The sequence below is a fragment of the Enterobacter cloacae complex sp. S3 genome, assembly GCF_014930495.1.
In the GTDB taxonomy this organism is placed as follows: domain Bacteria; phylum Pseudomonadota; class Gammaproteobacteria; order Enterobacterales; family Enterobacteriaceae; genus Enterobacter; species Enterobacter asburiae_B.
Genome location: NZ_JADBRD010000022.1, coordinates 42,264 through 57,380 on the forward strand (window position 1 = coordinate 42,264; position 15,117 = coordinate 57,380).

The following is a 15,117-nucleotide window of genomic DNA, read 5'->3' on the forward strand; positions in this document are numbered from 1 at the left end:
ATATGTTTATCCTTGAAACGCTGAATTTCGTTGTTGATATTTTAAAAGTCCCTTCGGTGCTGGTCGGCTTAATTGCGCTTATTGGTCTGGTTGCGCAGAAAAAAGCGTTTTCGGACGTGGTGAAAGGGACGATTAAAACCATTCTCGGCTTTATTGTGCTGGGCGGCGGTGCCACGGTGCTGGTGGGGTCATTAAATCCTTTGGGCGGTATGTTTGAGCACGCCTTTACGATTCAGGGCATTATTCCAAACAATGAAGCGATTGTGTCAATTGCGCTGGAAAAATACGGTGCAGCGACCGCGCTTATTATGGCCTTCGGCATGGTGGCGAATATTATCGTCGCGCGCTTTACCCGCCTGAAGTACATCTTCCTGACCGGGCACCACACGTTTTATATGGCGTGCATGATTGGCGTGATCCTGACGGTAGCGGGCTTTGAGGGCGTGGGTCTGGTCTTTACCGGCTCGCTGATCCTCGGCCTGATCATGGCCTTCTTCCCGGCGATTGCCCAGCGCTACATGAAGCGCATTACCGGCAACGATGAGATTGCCTTCGGGCACTTCGGCACGCTGGGCTACGTGCTGTCCGGCTGGATTGGCAGCAAGGTTGGCAAAGGCTCCCGCTCAACCGAAGAGATGAACCTGCCGAAGAACCTGAGCTTCCTGCGCGACAGCTCGATCTCCATCTCTCTGACCATGATGATTATCTACCTGATCATGGCGGTGAGCGCCGGACGTGAGTATGTCGAGGCCACCTTCAGCGGCGGTCAGAACTATCTGGTCTACGCCATCATCATGGCGATCACCTTCGCGGCGGGCGTGTTCATCATCCTGCAGGGCGTGCGCCTGATTCTGGCGGAAATCGTTCCGGCCTTTACCGGCTTCTCGGAGAAACTGGTGCCGAACGCGCGTCCTGCGCTGGACTGCCCGGTGGTGTATCCGTATGCGCCGAACGCGGTGCTGATTGGCTTCCTGTTCAGCTTCCTCGGCGGGATTGTAGGGTTGTTCATCTGCGGTCAGTTTAGCTGGGTGCTGATCCTCCCGGGCGTCGTGCCGCACTTCTTCACCGGCGCAACGGCGGGCGTGTTCGGTAACGCCACCGGCGGACGCCGCGGGGCAATGATTGGCGCCTTTGCTAACGGCCTGCTGATCACCTTCCTGCCGGTTCTGCTGCTGCCGGTGCTGGGCGCCATTGGCTTTGCCAACACTACCTTCTCGGACGCCGACTTCGGCGCGGTCGGAATTGTCCTCGGCAACCTGGCGCGCTTCCTGTCGCCGCTTGCCATCACCGGACTGGTTGTGGCGTTGTTCGCGCTGCTGGTGGCGTACAACGTCTTCGCGAAAAACAAACCTGCGGGCGGTAACGCGCAGGAAAACACCGGAGCCAAATCATGAATGAGAAAGAGATAACCGAACTCGCGCGTCAGATCCGTCTAGAGACGCTGAAATCCCTGACGCAGCTGGGCTTTGGACACTATGGCGGCAGTATGTCGGTGGTCGAAACCCTGGCCGTGCTGTACGGCGCGGTAATGAAAATCGACCCGGCGGATCCGGACTGGCCGGAGCGAGACTATTTTGTTCTGTCGAAAGGCCATGCGGGCCCGGCGCTCTACAGCACGCTGGCGATCAAGGGCTACTTCCCGGTGGAAGAGCTGAGCACCCTGAACCAGAACGGCACGCGCCTGCCAAGCCACCCGGACCGTCTGAAAACGCGCGGCGTGGACGCCACCACCGGTTCGCTGGGGCAGGGGATCTCCATCGCTGGCGGTATGGCGCTCTCACACAGGCTGGCGGGGCGACCGAATCGGGTCTTCTGCATTGTCGGTGACGGCGAGCTGAACGAGGGGCAGTGCTGGGAAGCCTTCCAGTTTATTGCTCATCATCGCCTTAACAACCTGACGGTGTTCGTGGACTGGAACAAACAGCAGCTCGACGGCGAGCTGGACGAAATCATCAGCGCGTTTGACCTGGAGGGGAAATTCCGCGCCTTTGGCTTTGACGTGGCGACGGTGAAGGGTGACGACATCCCGGGACTGCTGGCGGTGACGTCGCGGGTCCCGGCTGCCGACGCGCGTCCGATAGTCGTCATCCTCGACAGCATCAAAGGGCAGGGGGTGCCGTACCTGGAACAGCTCAGCAACTCGCACCACCTGCGGTTGACCGCGGAGAGCAAAGCGGCCCTCAACGAGACGATTCGCCAACTGGAGGCTTCACATGATTAAGGTTGCACCGGCAGGAGAGAAAGACGCCGTTGAGATGCGTAAGGTCTACGCGGGCTTTGTGGCAAAGCAGATTGAGGCGGGAAGCGAGATTATCGCCCTGGAAGCGGATCTGATGAGCTCGATGGCGATGGACGGCGTGGCGCGTGATTATCCGCAGCACGTGATTAACTGCGGCATTATGGAGGCCAACGTCATCGGCACCGCGGCGGGGCTGTCGCTTACCGGGCGTATACCGTTCGTTCATACCTTCACCGCGTTTGCCAGCCGTCGCTGCTTCGACCAGCTGTTTATGTCCCTGGACTATCAGCGCAACAACGTGAAGGTGATTGCCTCGGATGCGGGCGTGACGGCCTGCCACAACGGCGGAACGCATATGTCGTTTGAGGATATGGGCATCGTACGCGGTCTGGCGCATTCGGTGGTGCTGGAGGTGACCGACGCGGTGATGTTTGAGGACGTGCTGCGCCAGCTTATCGACCTCGAAGGCTTCTACTGGGTACGCACCATCCGTAAGCAGGCGCCGAGCGTGTATGCGCCGGGGTCAACCTTCACCATTGGTAAAGGCAACGTGCTGCGCGAAGGAACCGATATAACCCTGATTGCCAACGGCATCATGGTGGCGGAAGCGCTGGAAGCGGCGCGCCAGCTTGAGCAGGAGGGGGTCAGCGCGGCGGTCATCGACATGTTTACCCTGAAGCCCATCGACCGGATGCTGGTGAAAAACTACGCCGAGAAAACCGGTCGCATCGTCACCTGTGAAAACCACAGTATTCACAACGGCCTGGGATCGGCGGTGGCGGAAGTCCTGGTGGAAACCTGCCCGGTACCGATGCGGCGGGTGGGCGTCAAGGAGCGTTACGGCCAGGTGGGGACACAGGATTTCCTGCAGAAGGAGTATGGCCTGACGGCACATGACATTGTATCGGCGGCGCGAGAGCTGCTGTAAATAAAAAAGGCGACCCGTTAAGTGGTCGCCTTTTTGTTGCCCGGTAAGCGCTGGCGCCACCGGGCTTTTTAACATTACTGCTGCTGCGAAGACTGGATCGCGGTCAGCGCGATGGTGTAGACGATATCGTCAACCAGCGCGCCACGAGACAGGTCATTCACAGGTTTGCGCATGCCCTGCAGCATTGGCCCGATGGAGATCAGGTCTGCTGAACGCTGCACCGCTTTATAGGTGGTGTTACCGGTGTTCAGATCCGGGAAGATGAACACGGTAGCGCGACCTGCAACCGGCGAGTTCGGCGCTTTGGATTTCGCAACGTCGGCCATTACGGCGGCGTCGTACTGCAGCGGGCCGTCGATCATCAGGTCAGGACGTTTTTCCTGCGCCAGACGGGTCGCTTCACGCACTTTCTCTACGTCGCTACCTGCACCAGAAGTACCGGTGGAGTAGGAGAGCATCGCTACGCGCGGTTCGATACCGAAGGCAATCGCGGAGTCCGCGGACTGGATAGCGATTTCTGCCAGCTGCTCTGCGGTTGGATCCGGGTTGATCGCGCAGTCGCCGTAAACGTAAACCTGTTCAGGCAGCAGCATGAAGAACACGGAAGAAACCAGAGAGCTGCCTGGCGCGGTTTTGATCAGCTGCAGCGGTGGACGGATGGTGTTCGCCGTGGTGTGAACCGCACCGGAAACCAGACCGTCAACTTCGTCCTGCTCAAGCATCAGCGTGCCCAGCACCACGTTGTCTTCCAGCTGTTCGCGCGCAACGGCTTCGGTCATGCCCTTGCTCTTACGCAGCTCAACCAGACGAGCAACGTAGCTCTCGCGAACCACTTCAGGGTCAACGATTTCGATGCCAGCGCCCAGCTCAACGCCCTGAGACGCCGCAACGCGGGTGATCTCATCCGGGTTACCCAGCAGCACACAGGTCGCGATGCCGCGCTCTGCACAGATAGCAGCCGCTTTAACGGTACGTGGTTCGTCGCCTTCTGGCAGAACAACGCGTTTGCCCGCTTTACGCGCCAGCTCGGTCAGCTGATAACGGAATGCTGGAGGAGACAGGCGGCGGCTGCGCTCGGAGGTTGCAGTCAGGGATTCGATCCAGTCTGCGTTGATGTAGCCCGCAACGTATTCCTGAACTTTCTCGATACGCTCGTGGTCATCAACCGGCACTTCCAGGTTGAAGCTCTGCAGGCTCAGGGAGGTCTGCCAGGTGTTGGTATTCACCATGAAGACCGGCAGGCCGGTCGCAAACGCGCGTTCGCACAGCTTGCTGACGCGTGGGTCCATCTCGTAGGCACCGGTCAGCAGGATCGCACCGATTTCCACGCCGTTCATCGCGGCCAGGCAGGCGGCAACCAGTACGTCAGGACGGTCTGCGGAGGTTACCAGCAGGGAACCTGCGCGGAAGTGTTCCAGCATGTGCGGAATGCTGCGCGCACAGAAGGTCACGGACTTCACGCGGCGGGTGTTGATGTCGCCTTCGTTAACGATGGTAGCGTTCAGGTGACGCGCCATATCGATTGCACGGGTTGCAATCAGATCGAAGCTCCATGGCACCGCGCCCAGTACTGGCAGAGGGCTGGATTCCTGCAGCTTAGCCGGGTCAACTTTGATGACTTTCGCTTTGGAAGAGTCGTCGAAAATCTCGGACAGGTCAGGGCGAGTACGTCCCTGCTCATCCACCGGTGCGTTCAGCTTGTTCACGATCACGCCGGTGATGTTGGTATTTTTCGCGCCGCCGAAGCTGCTGCGCGTCAGTTCGATACGCTCGTTCAGCTGCTCTGGGGTGTCGGTGCCCTGAGACATCACGAAAACGATCTCTGCGTTCAGGGTTTTCGCGATTTCAAAGTTAAGAGACTGGGCAAACTGGTGTTTGCGCGTCGGGACCAGGCCTTCAACCAGCACCACCTCCGCGTCTTGCGCGTTAGCATGGTAGTTAGCGATGATCTCTTCCATCAGCACGTCTTTCTGGTTGCTGGACAGCAGAGACTCAACGTGGCTCATCTTCAGCGGTTCAGCCGCTGGCAGATTGGAGTTCTTGCGAACGATGGTGGTGGTCTGGTCTGGCGCATCGCCACCAGCACGTGGCTGGGCGATTGGCTTAAAGACGCTCAGACGAACGCCTTTGCGTTCCATAGCACGGATAACGCCAAGGCTGACGCTGGTCAGGCCGACGCTGGTTCCGGTAGGGATCAGCATAATAGTACGGGACACGGTTTATCCTCTTTCGTTACCGCCGCAATTGGGCGGGTTACAAAACAGCACCGCCAGCATTGCTGGCGGTGTGGAATCAGGCAGTCAGGCGGTGCGCGTCTTGCGCAATGACCAGTTCTTCGTTAGTTGGGATAACGAGAGCAGGGCGGGTGCCTTCTTTGTTGATGAAGCCAGACTTGCCGAAGCGGGCAGCCAGGTTACGCTCGTGATCAACGTCGAAGCCCAGAACGCCCAGTTTGCCCAGGGACAGTTCACGAACCATTGCCGCGTTCTCACCGATACCACCGGTGAAGATAACCGCGTCCAGACGACCGTCCATCAGCGCAGTGTAAGAGCCGATGTACTTCGCCAGACGGTGGCAGTAAACGTCCATTGCACGTTTAGCGTCTTCTTTCTCTGCGTAGTTGTCTTCAACGTAACGGCAGTCGCTGGTGACTTCGGTCAGACCCAGCAGGCCAGACTCTTTGGTCAGCATTTTGTTGATCTGGTCAACGCTCATGCCCAGGGTGTCGTGCAGGTGGAAGATGATCGCCGGGTCGATGTCACCGGAACGGGTACCCATCACCAGACCTTCCAGCGGGGTCAGACCCATGGAAGTATCAACACATTTACCGTTGCGGATAGCAGAAACAGAACCACCGTTGCCCAGGTGGCAGGTGATGATGTTCAGTTCTTCAACCGGCTTGTTCAGAACTTTTGCGGCTTCCTGAGTTACATAGAAGTGGCTGGTGCCGTGCGCGCCGTAGCGACGTACGCCGTGTTCTTTGTACAGGCTGTATGGCAGGGCATAGAGGTAAGACTCTTCCGGCATGGTCTGATGGAACGCGGTGTCGAATACGGCCACGTTTTTGTCTTTCAGATTCGGGAAGGATTTCAGCGCTTCAGCGATACCGATCAGGTGAGCCGGGTTGTGCAGCGGTGCGAAGGACGCAGAGTCCTTGATGCCCTGGATCACAGATTCGTCGATCACGACGGAGCTGGTGTATTTTTCGCCGCCGTGGACGATACGGTGACCAATCGCAGTCAGCTGAGCAGACAGTTCTGGTTTTTGTGCCAGAATAGTGTTAACGATAAAGTTCAGCGCTTCACTGTGAGCGGCGCCTGCACCTAAAGCCGCTTCTTGTTTGCTGCCGTCCATCTTCCACTTGATACGTGCTTCAGGCAGATGGAAACATTCGGCCAAACCAGAGAGGTATTCGTCACCGTTGAGCGCATCGATGATGGCGAATTTCAGTGAGGAGCTACCGCAGTTCAGAACCAGTACTAACTTACTCGACATGGAAGTACCTATTATTGATACGTGGCTAAAAAAACGTCAGTGAGTCTAACAGCGTAACGCATGAGGACTCAGACATTTATGATTAACATCATGCCAAACGAACATTGTGGCATGATGGAAGAAATAACTATGATTTTATGCCATTTTGCACAATTTTCAGCCAATGGCATAATGTGCAATAATTTGACGAGTTAATGATTCTCGTCTAGGGCCCTATCAGGCTGGCACAGGATACCCGATACGGGGTAGAGATGACAAAATATTTTGAACGTTGTCATAGCTTGTTGTGGTTTTGCACGAAAATTTTAATTTTTATATGTGAAGTTGAGGTACAGCCATGTCGACACCAGAGAACCCGTCCGTAAATTTCTTTAGTCTGTTTCGTCGGGGACAGCATTACGCAAAGACGTGGCCGATGGAAAAGCGCCTTGCGCCAATGTTCATTGAGAATCGCACCATCCGCGCCACGCGCTATGCGATTCGCTTTATGCCGCCAGTCGCTGTCTTTACGCTGTGCTGGCAGATTGCGTTGGGCGGGCAGCTTGGCCCTGCTGTCGCGACGGCGCTCTTCGCCTTAAGCCTGCCGATGCAGGGTCTGTGGTGGTTAGGTAAACGCTCCATCACTCCGCTTCCCCCTTCTATTTTACACTGGTTTTATGAAGTGCGCGGAAAACTGGAGGAGGCCGGACAGGCGCTCGCCCCGGTCGAAGGCAAGCCGGACTACCAGGCGCTGGCGGACACGTTAAAGCGCGCTTTTAAGCAACTGGATAAAACATTTCTCGATGATTTGTGATTGATCATCGAAACGACGACGAAAAGAAGGCACAGTAACAATCAGTTACCGTGTCTTTTTTTTAAAGTGCAATGCGCTACAGGAGTCGAAAGATGGAAATGACCCATGCTCAACGTCTGATTTTGTCCAACCAGTACAAGATGATGACTATGCTTGATCCCGATAACGCTGCGCGCTACAGCCGCCTGCAAACCATCGTCGAACGCGGTTTTGGTTTGCAAATGCGTGAACTGGACCGCGAGTTTGGCGAGCTGAAAGAAGAAACCTGTCGCATCGTGATCGACATTATGGAGATGTATCACGCCCTGCACGTGTCCTGGACGAATCTCAAAGATCAGCAGTCCATCGACGAGCGCCGCGTGACCTTCTTAGGCTTTGATGCCGCAACGGAAGCGCGTTATCTGAGCTATGTTCGCTTTATGGTGAATACAGAAGGGCGCTATACCCACTTTGACGCGGGCACCCACGGCTTCAACGCGCAGACCCCAATGTGGGAAAAATATCAGCGTATGCTGAGCGCGTGGCACGCCTGCCCGCGTCAGTACCATTTAAGCAGCAACGAAATTCAACAAATCATTAATGCCTGACGGAGGTGCGTGTGCAGTGTAGAGGTTTTCTGTTTGATCTGGACGGTACGCTGGTGGATTCGCTGCCGGTTGTGGAGCGTTCCTGGTGCCATTGGGCTGACAGACATGGCATCGACCATCAGGACGTGCTGAATTTTATCCATGGCAAACAGGCCATCACCTCGCTACGGCACTTCCTGGCCGGACGCTCTGAGGACGAAATTCAGGCGGAGTTCAAATACCTGGAACATATTGAAGCCACGGATACGGACGGCATCACAGCCTTACCGGGCGCGCGCGAGCTGCTTGAGCATCTGAACGAGGCGCAGATCCCATGGGCTATCGTTACCTCAGGCTCCATTCCCGTCGCCCACGCCCGTCACAAGGCGGCAGGTCTGCCGACGCCAGAAGTGTTTATCACGGCGGAGCGCGTAAAGCGCGGTAAACCGGAGCCCGACGCGTTTTTACTGGGCGCTGAACTGCTGGGCCTCGCCCCTGAAGAGTGCGTGGTGGTGGAAGACGCGGCCGCTGGCGTACTGGCCGGGCTGAACGCCGGAAGCCACGTTATCGCCGTTAACGTTCCGGCGGGATCCTCCCGGCTGGAGGAGGCAGACTTTGTGCTGGATTCCCTGACGGCGCTGGCTGTTTCGAAAGCCTCTGACGGGGTTGTAACCGTCTCGCTAAAAATGTAATCACATGATATAGCCCCACATTGCTGGGGCTTTTTTATGGCACAATTTCTCATCTCCCACTGACAAGGACATGTTGTGAACGGTGAACTGATTTGGGTCCTGAGCCTGCTTTTAATCGCCATCCTTCTTTTTGCAACGGGCAAGGTACGCATGGACGCCGTCGCCTTGTTTGTCATCGTCGCGTTTGTGCTGAGTGGAACGCTCACGCTACCGGAAGCGTTTTCCGGGTTTAGCGATCCCAACGTTATCCTGATTGCCGCCCTGTTTATTATTGGTGATGGGCTGGTGCGTACCGGCGTGGCGACCATCATGGGGTCGTGGCTGGTGAAGGTGGCGGGCAGCAGCGAAACCAAAATGCTGATCTACCTGATGGTGACCGTCGCCGGGCTGGGGGCGTTTATGAGCTCAACGGGCGTGGTCGCCATCTTTATCCCGGTGGTGCTGAGCGTCTCCATGCGGATGCAGATCTCGCCGTCGCGCCTGATGATGCCCCTGAGTTTTGCCGGTTTGATCAGCGGCATGATGACGCTGGTGGCAACGCCGCCGAACCTGGTCGTCAACAGCGAGCTTATCCGGGAAGGATTCCAGGGCTTCAGTTTTTTCAGCGTCACCCCGCTTGGGCTGGTCATTCTGGTGATGGGCGTGGTCTACATGCTGCTGACCCGGTTTGCCCTGAAAGGTGAAAAACAGGACAAAAATAAAGAAGGGTGGAAGCGACGCACCTTCCGCGATCTGATTAAGGAGTACCGCCTTACCGGGCGCGCGCGCCGTCTGGCTATTCGCCCCGGCTCGCCGATGGTGGGACAGCGTCTTGACGACCTGAAGCTGCGTGAGCGCTATGGCGCGAACGTGATCGGCGTTGAGCGCTGGCGTCGTTTTCGCCGGGTGATTGTCAACGTCAACGGGGTGTCGGAATTCCGCGCGCGGGATGTCCTGCTGATTGATATGTCCACCGCGGACGTGGATCTGCGCGAGTTTTGCAGCGAACAGCTGCTGGAACCGATGGTGCTGCGCGGGGAGTATTTTTCGGATCAGGCGCTGGATGTCGGCATGGCCGAAGTATCGCTGATCCCGGAATCGGAACTGCTGGGCAAAACCGTGCGGGAAATGGGGTTCCGAACCCGCTATGGCCTGAATGTCGTGGGGCTGAAGCGCGATGGCGTAGCGATGGAAGGGGCGGTGGTGGATGAGCCGATCCTGCTGGGCGATATCTTCCTCGTTGTCGGTAACTGGAAGCTGATTAGCCAGCTTGGGCAAAAAGGGCGCGATTTTGTGGTGCTCAACATGCCTGTCGAGGAGAGCGACGCGTCGCCTGCGCACAGCCAGGCGCCCCACGCGATTTTTTGTCTGGTGCTGATGGTGGCGCTGATGCTGACCGATGAAATTCCCAATCCGGTCGCGGCAATCATCGCCTGCCTGTTGATGGGCAAATTCCGCTGCATTGACGCCGAAAGCGCCTATAAAGCCATTCACTGGCCGAGCATTATCCTGATCGTCGGGATGATGCCCTTCGCCCTGGCGCTGCAAAAAACCGGCGGGGTGGATCTGATTGTTAAAGGCTTAATGGACGTTGGCGGCGGGTATGGGCCGTACATGATGCTGGTCTGTCTGTTCATTATGTGCGCCACCATCGGTCTGTTTATCTCCAATACCGCGACGGCGGTACTGATGGCGCCGATTGCGCTGGCGATGGCCAAATCCATGGGCGTGTCGCCGTATCCCTTTGCGATGATGGTCGCAATGGCGGCCTCCGCGGCATTTATGACGCCGGTCTCTTCACCGGTGAATACGCTGGTGCTGGGGCCCGGGAATTATAAGTTCAGTGATTTCGTGAAGCTGGGCGTGCCGTTCACCGTGCTGGTGATGGTGGTGTGCGTGGTATTGATACCGGTCCTGTTCCCGTTCTGATAATTTTGCCGGGCGGCGGCTGCGCCTTACCCGGCCTACTACCCGAAGGCCCTGCAAGCGCAGCGCCGCTGGGCAAACAGATTACAACGGTGAATCCTGGCTAATCTCATCCAGCGACAGATGGAAGCTCGGCACAAACACCTGCATAAAATAGTCCATCTCTTCGCTGCGGCGGGATTCCAGCGTTTTTTCCAGACGCGTTTTTGCCAGTAAAAATTCGTTATTCCCCGCAGACAGCTCTTCCAGACACTTCAGATAGGCGCAGAGCGCGTCGGCCTGCTTGACCAGCGACTTTTCATCTTCCGTGTACTGATGCTCATCGATGAGCGGCTCAAAAATGTCGCGCAACTCATCCGGCACCATGTCAATCAGCTTCTGCTGGGCAATTTTCTCGATGGCCTTATATTCCTGCGCAATTTGCGAGTTGAAATATTTCACCGGCGTGGGCAGGTCGCCGGTCAGCACTTCTGACGCATCGTGGTACATCGCCAGCAGGGCGATGCGCTCTGGATTAACCTGGCCGTTGAATTTGCGGTTTTTAATGGCGGCGAGCGCATGAGCAACCATGGCAACCTGCAGACTGTGCTCTGACACGTTCTCAGTGCGCACGTTGCGCATCAGCGGCCAGCGGTTGATGAGTTTCAGGCGGGAGAGGTGGGCGAAGAAATGACTCTGACTCATAGGTTACCTTTTGTCTTCACTGCGACAGGCGTTCATTGTGCGGGGAGGGGAGGAAAGATGCAAATCAGGCTACCGAAGTAGCCTGATTTTAAGATTACTGATGGTATCCGGAGAGGAAGCGCCCGAAGCGGCTGATGGCCATTTCGAGGTCATCTTCGCGCGGCAGCGTCACGATGCGCACGTGATCCGGCCACGGCCAGTTAAACGCCGTCCCCTGAACCAGCAGCACTTTTTCCTGAAGCAGGAAATCCAGCACCATTTTCTGATCGTCATGAATATTGAAGCGCTTCGCGTCAATTTTCGGGAACATATACAGCGCGCCATTCGGCTTCACGCAGGAGACGCCCGGGATATCGTTGATCAGCTCCCACGCGCGGTTGCGCTGTTCATACAGGCGACCACCGGGAACGATGAACTCGCTAATGCTCTGATAACCACCCAGCGCCGTCTGGATTGCGTGCTGCGCCGGCACGTTGGCGCATAAACGCATCGAGGCCAGCATCTCCAGCCCTTCGATATAGCCTTTGGCGTGCTTTTTCGGGCCGTTCAGTACCATCCAGCCCTGACGGAAACCGGCCACGCGGTAGGTTTTAGACAGGCCGTTAAAGGTGACGGTCAGCAGATCCGGTGCCAGCGCAGCGATTGAGTGGTGCTGTGCCGCGTCGTACAGGATCTTGTCGTAAATTTCGTCGGCAAAGATGATCAGGTTGTGCTGGCGGGCGAGCTCGACGATCTCCATCAGCAACTCTTTTGAGTACACTGCACCCGTCGGGTTGTTCGGGTTAATGATCACGATGCCGCGCGTGCGGGGCGTGATTTTTGCGCGAATATCATCGAGGTCCGGGAACCAGTCGGAGGACTCGTCGCACAGATAGTGCACGGCTTTCCCGCTCGACAGTGATACGGCAGCCGTCCACAGCGGATAGTCCGGCGCGGGCACCAGCATTTCGTCCCCGCTGTTCAGCAGCGCCTGCATCGCCTGCACGATCAGTTCGGAAACGCCATTGCCGATATAGATATCTTCAACGGTAACATCACGCATACCGCGCGCCTGGTAGTGCTGCATGATGGCTTTACGTGCGGAGTAAAGTCCTTTTGAATCGCAATAGCCTTGTGCAGTTGGAAGGTTGCGGATCACATCAACCAGAATTTCATCCGGCGCTTCAAAACCAAATGGCGCAGGGTTACCAATGTTGAGTTTCAGAACCTTGTTGCCTTCCTCTTCAAGGCGTTTTGCCTCTTTCAGAACCGGGCCGCGGATGTCATAACAGACGTTATCTAGCTTGCTGGATTTTTCGATAGGGGACATGAACCTTTAACCTTTTCGCTATTATTGCCGCTCCCTGCCGTGGAAGTCAGCACGGAATAATGTACTCCCCCCTCGCTTCGTTTTGAAGGGTGTGCAGTAGAAGATTTTGTGCCGGGAGCAAAATTTTGATAAATCTTTTTCGCTGTGCGTTAGCTTTTTTACTGTCTTAAAGTTGTGCGCATGGCACGATGATAGGTTAAATGTGCTATTCATTTGTCAGAATTCTGTATATTGTGCTGGTAAAAATAAGTGGTGAACCTGACAACGGTAGCAATCACCCTGCGTGACTTTTCGTAAAACCTGAATGCTTGATACATGTTCCTGTAAAAGCATAATGTGGCTAAAAGTTACTCATGTGAAATTAATGTTAAGTGCCATTAATGAATGGTCTTAATCTAAATTAAAATTTATTTATTATTAACCTATAAAATGCAACTTTAGTTAATTTTAATAAAATTAGTTTAGAAGCTTAACATTCTTCTTTAATCCTCAATATTGCAATAAGACTTATAAATAAAGTGGATTTGGGTTAAGATGTCTTTCAGGAAAGCAGAGGACAGATGCAAAAATTTTGTATATCTGGCACTGACTTTTCGAATTAATTGATTGTTATTGTTGGAGTTATCTCTGGCTGGAATGTGTCGCACATCTCCTGCTACGTTGACAGCGCTGCGATAAAGATGGCAGAAAAGGTGTTATACCTTTAATGTAATTTACATAAACCTGCGAACATCTAAATATCCTGAACGTTTAAGAGAATAAAAATAACGTCATGAAACGTGCTTTCTGACTGTTGATATAAAGCAGCACAATAACTATCTGTCAGGCAGTCTGCCGGGCCGGGATGCGAGGGAAAACCTTCAGAGGGAATTGCTTAACTGTTACACACAGCTTCAACCCGGGCAGCTCCGCACGAGCAACCTGAAAGTGAATAGATATGATAAATGCAAATCGTCCGATAATGAATCTCGACCTCGATCTGCTGAGAACGTTTGTTGCGGTCGCCGATCTCAACACTTTTGCAGCAGCTGCTGCCGCCGTTTGCCGAACTCAGTCCGCCGTTAGCCAGCAAATGCAGCGGCTGGAGCAACTGGTTGGTAAAGAGCTTTTTGCACGTCACGGGCGTAATAAGCTCTTAACGGAACACGGTATTCAGCTACTGGGTTATGCCAGGAAAATTCTTCGCTTTAATGATGAAGCATGTATGTCATTAATGTTTAGCAACCTTCAAGGGGTGCTAACGTTAGGCGCATCTGATGAGTCAGCGGATACTATATTGCCGTTTCTTCTCAACCGTATTAGTTCGGTTTATCCGAAGCTTGCGCTGGACGTTAGCGTAAAACGTAATGCCTTTATGGTTGAGATGTTAAATGAGCACAAAGTCGACCTTGTGGTGACGACGCATCGTCCCGGGCAGTTTGATTGCCTGACGCTGCGCACATCACCTACACACTGGTATTGCGCAGCCGAGTACGTGCTGCAAAAAGGGGAGCCGGTTCCGCTGGTCTTGCTGGATGACCCGAGCCCGTTCCGCGATATGGTGCTCACGGCGCTGAATGAGGCCAACATTCCGTGGCGTCTGGCGTATGTGGCTTCCACGCTGCCAGCGGTTCGTGCCGCCGTGAAGGCCGGTCTGGGCGTAACGGCCCGTCCGGTAGAGATGATGAGCCCCGATCTGCGCGTTCTGGGGAAATCCGACGGTCTTCCTGCGCTGCCGGATACGGAGTATCTGCTCTGCCACAATTCGTCCAGCCATAACGAGTTGGCCAAAGTGGTGTTCGAGGCGATGGAAAACTACCATAACCCGTGGCAATTCGAGCGCGTTACCTCCGAAGGGGGGGATGACTCCCTGATCGTCGAAGGGGATTTTGAGTGATCGATAGCTCAATATTCTGGTAACAAAATGTAAGTGTAAAAAACAGCCACTCGTGTGATTTTCACATGCAGTGGCTTTTTTTACGCAATAATACCCGCTTATGGCGCAAGGGTTTTCAGGATACTCTCTTATTTATCAATAAGCTGAATACTTTTGCTTAAAACTTGTCCGTTTTCCGTTCTAACTTCGCCCATATCCCTCTCATGTTAAAAAAACAGGAAATATGTTGCCGTTTTCCATGTTGAATTAACAAAAGCGTGTCGCAGATCAAGAAAATACTCCTATTTGGGGGGAGGAATCGTTGGCAAATCCTGTCAAAATAGGAGGGTTATTTTTTTTACTTCCGAAACGGACACGATTCAACAACATACATTTGACGGAAAGTCATGCACCCACCAGGGTTAAAGGGCACCAAATGTTAATGAGAATCGCTCGATGTAATTTAATGTGAAGAAACCTTTGTTAAAGTTGACAATAGGTTATAGAAAGGAGTAAAAAACCCCATCATTTTGCTGTCTACGTCTCATTTCTGACAGTTAGTGTAAGGTTATTTGTTCCTCCCCATGAATCGATGTGATGCCCATCTGCCAGCAAGAGCAGTGTCGTTGGTATCACTTTTGATGAGTAAGC

The 15,117-nt window shown here is 54.7% G+C and carries 12 protein-coding genes; 8 read left to right on the plus strand and 4 right to left on the minus strand.

Annotation, left to right across the window (positions count from 1 at the left end; all coding sequences use genetic code 11):
- Positions 1 to 2: 2 nt before the first annotated feature.
- From IM317_RS14300 to IM317_RS14310, 3 genes are read left to right on the plus strand one after another with little or no spacing between them, the layout of a single operon-like run.
- Positions 3 to 1,394 (plus strand): PTS ascorbate transporter subunit IIC, encoded by a 1,392-nt coding sequence (locus tag IM317_RS14300; RefSeq protein WP_023312548.1) that lies wholly within the window; start codon positions 3 to 5, stop codon positions 1,392 to 1,394.
- Positions 1,391 to 2,221, plus strand: coding sequence for a transketolase (locus IM317_RS14305; RefSeq protein ID WP_033146083.1), 831 nt, complete (start codon positions 1,391 to 1,393; stop codon positions 2,219 to 2,221). Before IM317_RS14300 ends, IM317_RS14305 begins: the two co-directional genes overlap by 4 nt.
- Positions 2,214 to 3,167, plus strand: coding sequence for a transketolase family protein (locus tag IM317_RS14310; RefSeq protein ID WP_033146082.1), 954 nt, complete (start codon positions 2,214 to 2,216; stop codon positions 3,165 to 3,167). The genes IM317_RS14305 and IM317_RS14310 overlap by 8 nt, the downstream gene beginning before the upstream one ends.
- Before the next feature lie 74 nt (positions 3,168 to 3,241).
- On the opposite strand, the gene pta is transcribed toward IM317_RS14310, so the two are convergent.
- Positions 3,242 to 5,383, minus strand: a complete 2,142-nt coding sequence (pta, locus tag IM317_RS14315) for a phosphate acetyltransferase (RefSeq protein ID WP_023312545.1) — start codon at positions 5,381 to 5,383, stop codon at positions 3,242 to 3,244.
- Positions 5,384 to 5,459: 76 nt separating this feature from the next.
- Positions 5,460 to 6,662, minus strand: coding sequence for an acetate kinase (ackA, locus tag IM317_RS14320; RefSeq protein ID WP_033146081.1), 1,203 nt, complete (start codon positions 6,660 to 6,662; stop codon positions 5,460 to 5,462).
- Between the two features lie 337 nt (positions 6,663 to 6,999).
- Between ackA and yfbV the strand changes: the two genes are divergently transcribed.
- The 4 genes from yfbV to IM317_RS14340 all read left to right on the plus strand — a co-directional run bounded on the left by yfbV (position 7,000) and on the right by IM317_RS14340 (position 10,621).
- Positions 7,000 to 7,455 (plus strand): terminus macrodomain insulation protein YfbV, encoded by a 456-nt coding sequence (gene yfbV / locus IM317_RS14325; protein ID WP_023312543.1) that lies wholly within the window; start codon positions 7,000 to 7,002, stop codon positions 7,453 to 7,455.
- Between the two features lie 92 nt (positions 7,456 to 7,547).
- The gene (locus IM317_RS14330; protein WP_023312542.1) at positions 7,548 to 8,042 is read left to right on the plus strand and encodes a YfbU family protein; all 495 of its coding nucleotides are present in this window, start codon (positions 7,548 to 7,550) and stop codon (positions 8,040 to 8,042) included.
- An 11-nt stretch (positions 8,043 to 8,053) separates the two neighbouring features.
- Entirely contained in the window at positions 8,054 to 8,713 is a 660-nt protein-coding gene (locus IM317_RS14335) for a sugar phosphatase (RefSeq protein WP_033146080.1), read from the plus strand.
- Between the two features lie 75 nt (positions 8,714 to 8,788).
- Positions 8,789 to 10,621 carry an SLC13 family permease gene (locus IM317_RS14340; protein ID WP_033146079.1) on the plus strand — a complete coding sequence of 611 codons (1,833 nt, stop codon included), beginning with the start codon at positions 8,789 to 8,791 and terminating at the stop codon, positions 10,619 to 10,621.
- An 81-nt stretch (positions 10,622 to 10,702) separates the two neighbouring features.
- Here the strand turns inward: IM317_RS14340 and yfbR are convergent, their stop codons facing one another.
- Positions 10,703 to 11,302, minus strand: coding sequence for a 5'-deoxynucleotidase (yfbR, locus tag IM317_RS14345; RefSeq protein WP_023312539.1), 600 nt, complete (start codon positions 11,300 to 11,302; stop codon positions 10,703 to 10,705).
- 94 nt (positions 11,303 to 11,396) lie between these two features.
- On the minus strand, positions 11,397 to 12,611 hold the full coding sequence (gene alaA / locus IM317_RS14350) for an alanine transaminase AlaA (RefSeq protein ID WP_008500204.1): 1,215 nt from the start codon (positions 12,609 to 12,611) through the stop codon (positions 11,397 to 11,399).
- Positions 12,612 to 13,548: 937 nt separating this feature from the next.
- Here alaA and lrhA point away from each other — a divergent pair.
- Complete coding sequence (gene lrhA / locus IM317_RS14355; protein WP_029741933.1) at positions 13,549 to 14,487, plus strand: transcriptional regulator LrhA; 939 nt, start codon at positions 13,549 to 13,551, stop codon at positions 14,485 to 14,487.
- Positions 14,488 to 15,117 lie beyond the last annotated feature (630 nt).